The following is a 7864-nucleotide window of genomic DNA, read 5'->3' on the forward strand; positions in this document are numbered from 1 at the left end:
GGGCCCGGCCTCCCGGCCCCGGGCCCCGCGTCGGCATGCCCGGACACCCGGGAGGCGTCCGGGGCCCGCGGCCGGGCGGGGACGCGCCGTACGGCAGTGGGTCACGGGGCGTTGGCCGCCCCGGACTCCGGGTACACGATGCCTGTGTCCGCCCCTTCGGCGGATATCGCGGACATCTGTGACGGACGGCGAAAGGAAGACCGGCGCGGGCGTGGTCGACCGGCTCCGCGACGCTCTCACCGGCCGGGGCAGGGGCCACTGAGCCCGCCCACCGGCCCCCTGCGGCGGCCGACGCACGTGTGCGCCGGGCCGCGCGGTTCCGGCGCCGCCTACGGCGCCGCCGGTGCGGACGCCTGGTCCCGGCGGAAGTCCAGGGAACCGTCCGACACGTCCACCCGCAGCCGGGTGTGCGGTGCCAGTTCGCCGCCGAGCAGCATCCGCGAGAGCTGGTTGTCCACCTCCCGCTGGATGGTGCGGCGCAGCGGCCGGGCCCCGTACTCCGGCTGGTAACCGTGCCGGGCCAGCCACTCCACGGCCTGCGGGGTGAAGTCGACCTCCACGTCCTGGGCGCGCAGCCGCCGCCGCGTCTCGTCCAGCAGCATGTCGGTGATCCGCCGCAACTGCTCGTCGGAGAGCTGACGGAAGACCACGATCTCGTCGATGCGGTTGAGGAACTCCGGGCGGAAGTGCTCACGCAGCGGGCGCAGCACCCGCTCGCGGCGGGCCGCTTCCTCGGCCTCGGCACCCTCACCGCCCGCGGCGCCGGAGGAGAAGCCCAGCGCGCCGCCGCGCCCGGTGATGGCCTCGGAGCCGAGGTTGCTGGTCATCACGATGACGGTGTTGGTGAAGTCCACCGTGCGGCCCTGGGAGTCCGTCAGCCGTCCGTCGTCCAGCACCTGGAGCAGGATGTTGAAGACGTCCGGGTGCGCCTTCTCCACCTCGTCCAGCAGCAGCAGCGAGTACGGGTGGCGGCGCACCGCCTCGGTGAGCTGCCCGGCCTCCTCGTGGCCGACGTATCCGGGCGGGGCGCCGACCAGCCGGCTGACGGTGTGCCGCTCCTGGTACTCGCTCATGTCCAGGCGCACCATCCGGTCGTCGGTGCCGAACAGCGCCTCCGCCAGAGCGCGGGCCAGCTCGGTCTTGCCCACACCGGTGGGGCCGAGGAAGAGGAAGCTGCCGATCGGACGGTCGGGGCTGGACAGCCCGGCCCGCGAGCGCAGTACGGCGTCGGCGACGACGGAGACGGCCTCGTCCTGGCCCACCACCCGCCGGTGCAGGTGCTCCTCCAGGCCCAGCAGCCTGGCCTTCTCCTCCTGGGTGAGGGTGCTGACGGGGATACCGGTCTGCCGGGAGACGATGTCGGCGATGTCCTCCACACCGACCTCGGCGATGCGGTCGCCCACCGGCTGCCTCCCGCCCCCCTCGGCGGCCTGCCGCTCCACCTCGGCGAGACGGTCGCGCAGCTCCTTGGCGCGCTCGTAGTCCTCGTCGGCCACCGCCTGGTCCTTGTCGCGCCGCAGCTGCTCGGCCTCGCGCTCCAGGGCCCGCACGTCGGTGCCCCGTGTGGAGGAGCGCAGCCGCACCCGCGCGCCCGCCTGGTCCATCAGGTCGATCGCCTTGTCCGGCAGGAAGCGGTCGGTCAGATAGCGGTCGGACAGCTCCACGGCCGCCAGCAGCGCCTCGTCGCCGTAGCGGACCTGGTGGTGCGCCTCGTAGCGGTCGCGCAGCCCCCGCAGGATCTCGACGGCGTCGGCCGTGGTCGGCTCGGGGACCAGGACGGGCTGGAAGCGGCGTGCCAGCGCGGCGTCCTTCTCGATGTGGCGGCGGTGCTCCTCCAGCGTGGTGGCGCCGATGACGTGCAGCTCACCGCGGGACAGGGCGGGCTTGAGCATGTTGCCGGCGTCCATCGAGCCGCTCTCGCCGCCGCCCCCCGCGCCCACCACCGTGTGCAGCTCGTCGATGAAGACGAGCAGCTCGTCGGTGTGGTCGCGGATCTCGTCGATGATGCCGCTGAGCCGCTCCTCGAAGTCGCCCCGGTAACGGGTTCCGGCGACCACGCCCGCGAAGTCCAGCTGGACGACGCGGCGGCCCAGCAGGTTGTCCGGCACGTCGCCGTCGGCGACGCGCTGGGCCAGGCCCTCGACGATGGCGGTCTTGCCGACGCCCGCCTCGCCGATCAGCACCGGGTTGTTCTTGCCCCGCCGCGCCAGGATCTCGATGGTCTGCTCGATCTGCTCGTCGCGGCCGATCACCGGGTCGATACGGCCCTCGCGGGCGAGTTCGGTCAGATCGCGGCCGAACTTGTCCAGATTCGGGGTGCTGCCTGCGCCGGGCCGCCCTCCGGGAGCGGGCTGGCGTTCACCGGCCGGGCCCGGCCCGCCGGGCTGCGGACCCTCCGGGAGCCCTGAGCGGGGATCGAAGTGGGCGGCGTTGAGGATCTGGCCGGCCGCCGAGTCCCGGTTGGCGGCCAGGGCCACCAGCACGTGCTCCGGTCCGATGTAGGACGAACCGGAGGAGCGGGCGACCTGGTGGGCGTCCATCAGGGCGCGCTTGACGGCGGGGCTGACGGAGATGGAGGAGCGCGGCGGGCCGTCTCCGGAGTGCCGGTCGATCTCGGAGACGATGGTGTCGGGATCGCCGCCGGCGCGGGAGACCATGGCGCGGGTCGGGTCGGTGGTGAGCGCCGCCCGCAGCAGGTGCTCGGTGTTGAGGTCGGTGCTGCCGTGCTGCGCGGCGTAGGAGGCCGCGGAGGAGACGAGCTGCCGGGCGGGCTCGCTCATCAGCCGCACGAAGTCGAAGTACCGGGGCCCCGGCCGCTGCCCGCCCGACGACGAGGAGCCCAGGAAGCGCGCGAGGAACTCTCCGAGCGGGTCCCGGCCGAAGTCCTCGGGACCCATGTACCCGCTGGTCATAGATATCCGTCCCGCCGGCCCGGCGGACCGGGCCGCGCTGCTGTCTCGGTGCGTCTGTCTCGGTGCACCGGGGTTCCCCCTCGGGCCGGTACGACACGTCGGGCGCGGCCCCACTTGCCCACGAGCGCTGCGGGTGGAGGTGTGAGCCGGGCATACGGGGTTATCCGGAGCATGCGACTCCCCCGGCGGGGACTGTCCGCGGGATCGCCGCGGGTTCGCCTGTCGGTTCGGGGTCGGGAGGGCACGGTCGATGTCGTTGCTGTCGGGTCTGCCGGGTGTGCCGGGTCTGCGTGTGCCGCTGCCGCCGCCGGACGTCCTGGTGCCGCCGGGGGTGAAGGCCGGGGCGCGCGAGGTGGCGGGCACCGCCGGCCGGCTGGCCGGGCGGTTCCTGGGAGTGTCGCGGCGGGCCGTGTGGTCCCGGCCGGGGCGCTGTTACATCGCCGTCCACGGAGTCAGCACCTCCGAGGGCGAGCGGACCGCCCGGCGCGTGGAGCGCGTCCTGGAGCGGCACCCGGGGGTGCTGTGGGCGCGGGTGAACGCGCCGTCGGGGCGGGTGGTGGTGGCGCTGGATTCCCCGCCTCCGCCCGAACGCGAACTGGTGGCACTGGTGGAGCGCGTGGAGGGGCACGTCCCCTGCGAGGACGATGAGCACGAGGGGTGGTGCCAGGAGCCGCACCACCCCTGCGAGGGGCCGCGGACCGGCCAGTCAGTCACCGCCCTGGCCGCCGACGTGGTGGGGCTGGGGCTGTCCACCCTCAACCGGGTGGCCCCCTGGACACCGCTGCCGCCCGAGGTGGCCGCCCTCACCGGCGCCGTCGCCCGCCACCCGCGGCTGCGGCAACTGGTCGCCAGGGGGCTGCACGACCCGCAGCGGGCCGACTCCCTGTTGCCGGTCCTCACCGCCCTGACCCAGGGCGTGGCCACCCGCGGCGGCGGCCTCGTGCTCGACGTCGTGGAGCGCATGGCCCAGTGGCGGGAGGCCGGGGCGTACCGCGCCGCGTGGGAGGAGGCCGAGACGAGGCTGGTGGGCAGCCCCGAGGACGCGGCGGCCGGCCCGGTCGCCGCGGAGCGGCCCGTACCCCCGCCTCCCGACGCCGTCGACCGCTACGTCGAGCGCTCGATGGCGCTGACGGCCGCGGCCGGGGCGGCGACCGCGGCGTTCACCGGGCCGAGGCGCGGGCTGGCGGTGATGCTCTCCGGTGTGCCCAAGGCCCCGGACGCGGGCCGGGAGGGATTCGCCACCACGCTCGGCCGCGCCCTGGCGCTGCGGGGGGCGACCGTCATGGACCGGAGCGTGCTGCGCAGGCTGGGGCAGACGGACACCGTCGTGCTGGACGAGGAGGCGCTCAGCGGCAGCCACCACGAACTGGCCGACCTGGTGCCGCTGGAAGGGGCCGGGCCCCGGGAGGCCGCCGAGCGGCTCTTCGCGCTCTTCACCTCCGAGCGGGTCGGCGAGACGCACCGTGACGAGGACGGCTGGGTCCTGGGGCCGCTGGAGGACCTGGAACTGACCGGACGCAGGGGGGCGCGGGCTGCGGCCGGGCTGCGCAGGCAGGGCGGCGAGGCCGTCCTGGGCCTGGCCCGGGGCAGGCGGCTGACGGCCGTCGCCGGCCTGGCCCGGCAGAAGGCACCGGGCGCGGACGGGGGGGCGGCCGCGCCCCGCCGCGCCGGGGTGCGCGTGGTCCTGGCCAGTGCCCGTCCGGAGCCGGCGTTCGGTTTCGCCGACGCCGTCGTCCCCGGCGGCGACCGCCTCACCGCCTCCCTGCGCGGGCTGCGGGCGGACGGCGCGGTGGTGCTGCTGCTCTCGGGCGACCGGCGGGCGCTGGCCGCCGCCGACTGCGGAATCGGCGTGCACCGCGAGGGCGAGCCGCCGGCCTGGGGCGCGCACATCCTGATCGGCACCGACCTGGAGTCGGCCGGTCTGATCGTGGACTCGGTGGGCGTGGCCGCCCAGGTCGACCGGGAGAGCCGGTTCCTGGCCGCGGGCGGCAGCGGCGTCGGCGCCGTCGCGGCCCTCCAGGGGCCTCCCCACCGGGCGACGGCCCGCGGCGCCGCGGCGGGCACCAGCGCCGGGACCGCGGCGTTCTGCCTGGGCACCTGGCGGGCCCGGCAACTGCTGTCCCGCCCTGTCACCCCGCCGGTGGAGACCACCCCCTGGCACCTGATGCCCGCCGATCGCGTTCTGGAACGGCTGGGCAGCACCGACGAGGGCCTGAGCAGGCAGGAGGCCGAGCAGCGGGCGGGCCGGGACACCACCTCCGGGCAGCCTGCGCGCATCGGCCTGCCGGCCGCGTTCATCGAGGAACTGGCCAACCCCCTCACCCCGGTGCTCGCGGCGGGCGCCGCCCTGTCGGCGGCCGTGGGCTCGCAGACCGACGCGGCGCTGGTGGCAGGCATCACCGGCGCGTCCGCCCTGGTGGGCGCCGTCCAGCGGGTCAGGACCGACAAGGCGCTGGAGGAGCTGTTCGCCCGCTCGGCTATCGGCGCGCGGGTGCGGCGCGGCGGGGCCGAACGCCTGGCGGCCGCGGGGGACCTGGTGGTCGGGGACGTGGTGGTGCTGCGCTCCCAGGAGGTCGTACCCGCCGACTGCCGGCTGCTCCAGGGCGAGGGGCTGGAGGTCGACGAGTCCTCGCTGACCGGTGAGTCCCTGCCGGTGGCGAAGGACCCGGCACCGGTGGTCGCCGCGCAGATCGCCGACCGCCGGTCGATGCTCTACGAGGGCACCACCGTCTCGGCGGGCACCGCGGTGGCCGTCGTGGTGGCCACCGGATCGGCCACCGAGGTCGGGCGGAGCCTGGCGACCGCCCGTCAGAAGGCCCCCGACACCGGGGTGGAGTCGCGGCTGCACGCCCTGACGAAGACCAGCCTGCCGCTGGCACTCGGTTCGGCCGCCGCGGTCGCCGGATCCGGGCTGCTGCACGGCCGCCCTCTGGCGAACACGCTCGCCTCGGCGGTGAACCTGGCCGTCGCCTCCGTGCCCGAGGGACTGCCGCTGCTGGTCAACGCCGCCCAGCTCGCCGCCGCCCGCCGCCTGGCCGACCACGGCGCACTGGTGCGCAACCCCCGCACCATCGAGACGCTCGGCCGCGCCGACGTGCTCTGCTTCGACAAGACCGGCACCCTCACCGAGGGCGATCTGCAGCTCGCCGCCGTCAGTGACGGCCGGCGCGAGCTGCCCGCCGACCGGCTCGACGCCGCCCGCAGGCAGATTCTGGCCGCCGCGCTGCGCGCCACCCCGCCGGCCCGCGCCTCCGAACCCATGGAGCACCAGACCGACCGGGCGGTGGTGGCCGGAGCCCGGCGCGTGAAGGCGGCCGTGCGCCAGGGGGCGCCGCAGTGGCGGCGTACCGACGCCCTGCCGTTCGAGCCGTCCCGCGCCTACCACGCCACAGCCGGCCGCACCTCGCGCGGAATGCTGCTCAGCGTCAAGGGCGCGCCCGAGAACGTGCTGGAGCGCTGCACCCGGCTGCGGGAGGGGGGCGGAGGCAGGGACGGCGGGGAGAAGGAGCTCGACGCGGCGGCCCGCGAGCGTCTGACCGGCGCGGCCGAGGAGCTCGCCGGCGCCGGGCGGCGGGTGCTGGCCGTGGCGGAGCGCCCGCTGGAGGAGGGGGAGGACCTCACCGACGAGTCCGTCGCCGGTCTGACGTTCCTCGGTTTCGTCGCCCTGGCCGACCCGGTGCGCTCCTCGGCCGCGCCGGCCACCGCGCGGCTGCGGGCGGCCGGCGTGCAGACGGTGATGCTCACCGGCGACCACCCGGCCACCGCGGACGCCATCGCCGCCACCGTCAGCGAGGACCCCGACCAGAAGGTGTGCACGGGCGCCGAGATCGACGAACTGAGCGACGAGGAACTCGACGAGTTGCTGCCCACGCTGGACGTCATCGCCCGGTGCAGCCCCCACCACAAGGTCCGTATCGTCCAGGCGTACCGGCGCATCGGCCGGGTGGTGGCGATGACCGGGGACGGCGCCAACGACGCCCCGGCCATCCGGCTGGCGGACGTGGGCATCGCGCTCGGGCGGCGCGGCACGCCCGCCGCGACCGCCGCCGCCGATCTGGTCGTCGGTGACGACCGGCTGGAGACGATCATCGCCGCGCTGCTGGAGGGCCGTGCGATGTGGGGCTCGGTGCGCGACGCGCTGGCCATCCTCGTCGGCGGCAACCTCGGGGAGGTGGCCTTCAGTGTGCTGGCCGCCGCGCTGACCGGCGGTTCCCCCCTGAACGCCCGTCAGATCATGCTCGTCAACCTCCTCACCGACCTCGCCCCGGCGCTGGCCATCGCGGTGCGCGAACCGGCGACGGAGGCCGGTGAGCGGTTGCTGAGCGAGGGCCCGGACCGTTCCCTGGGGGCCGGTCTGAGCCAGGAGGTGCTGCTGCGCGGCGCCACCACCACGCTCGGCGCCGGACTGGCCTGGGGCGCGGCCAGGCTCACCGGACGGGGACGGCGCGCCGGGACGGTGGCCCTGGCCTCGGTGGTGGGCACCCAGCTCGCGCAGACGCTGCTCACCGGCGGGCTGGACCGCAACGTGCTGACGGCCGGGATCGGTTCGGCCGCGGCCCTGGTGGGGGTCATCCAGACGCCCGGGGTCAGCCAGTTCTTCGGCTGCACCCCGCTCGGTCCCGTCGCCTGGGGCATCACCCTCGGCTCGATCACCACGGCCACGCTGCTGGGGGCCGCCGCGGCCCCAGTGGTGCGCAGGCTGGCGCCGGATCCCTCCGGTGCGCCGGAGGACGCCGGGGATCCTGTCGCCTCCGAGCCGTTTGGAGACTGAACTCGCCCGACTCGCAGGGTGGTTCGCGCTCACCAGGCCGACCGGGGGGGTGAACTCCATGCGGGGGGGGGGACGGGGACTGCGCGGGCCCCCCCCGGCGCTTCTTCTCCCTCTTCTCCGCGGAGCGGACGCGCCGTCCCCTCGCACACGGCAAACCGCGGCCCGCGAACGCCCTCGGGCG

At 75.8% G+C, this 7864-nt stretch carries 2 protein-coding genes; one reads left to right on the top strand and one right to left on the bottom strand.

Annotated elements, in window-relative coordinates:
* Nucleotides 1-329: 329 nt before the first annotated feature.
* A complete protein-coding gene (locus tag AC2CJA_RS21040; RefSeq protein ID WP_484604237.1) occupies nucleotides 330-2912 on the bottom strand; it encodes an ATP-dependent Clp protease ATP-binding subunit in 2583 nt (860 codons plus the stop codon).
* Between the two features lie 250 nt (nucleotides 2913-3162).
* Between AC2CJA_RS21040 and AC2CJA_RS21045 the strand changes: the two genes are divergently transcribed.
* Nucleotides 3163-7683, top strand: a complete 4521-nt coding sequence (locus AC2CJA_RS21045; RefSeq protein WP_484604238.1) for a cation-translocating P-type ATPase — start codon at nucleotides 3163-3165, stop codon at nucleotides 7681-7683.
* Nucleotides 7684-7864 lie beyond the last annotated feature (181 nt).

It is taken from the genome of Streptomyces sp. ATLC9 (assembly GCF_057196705.1).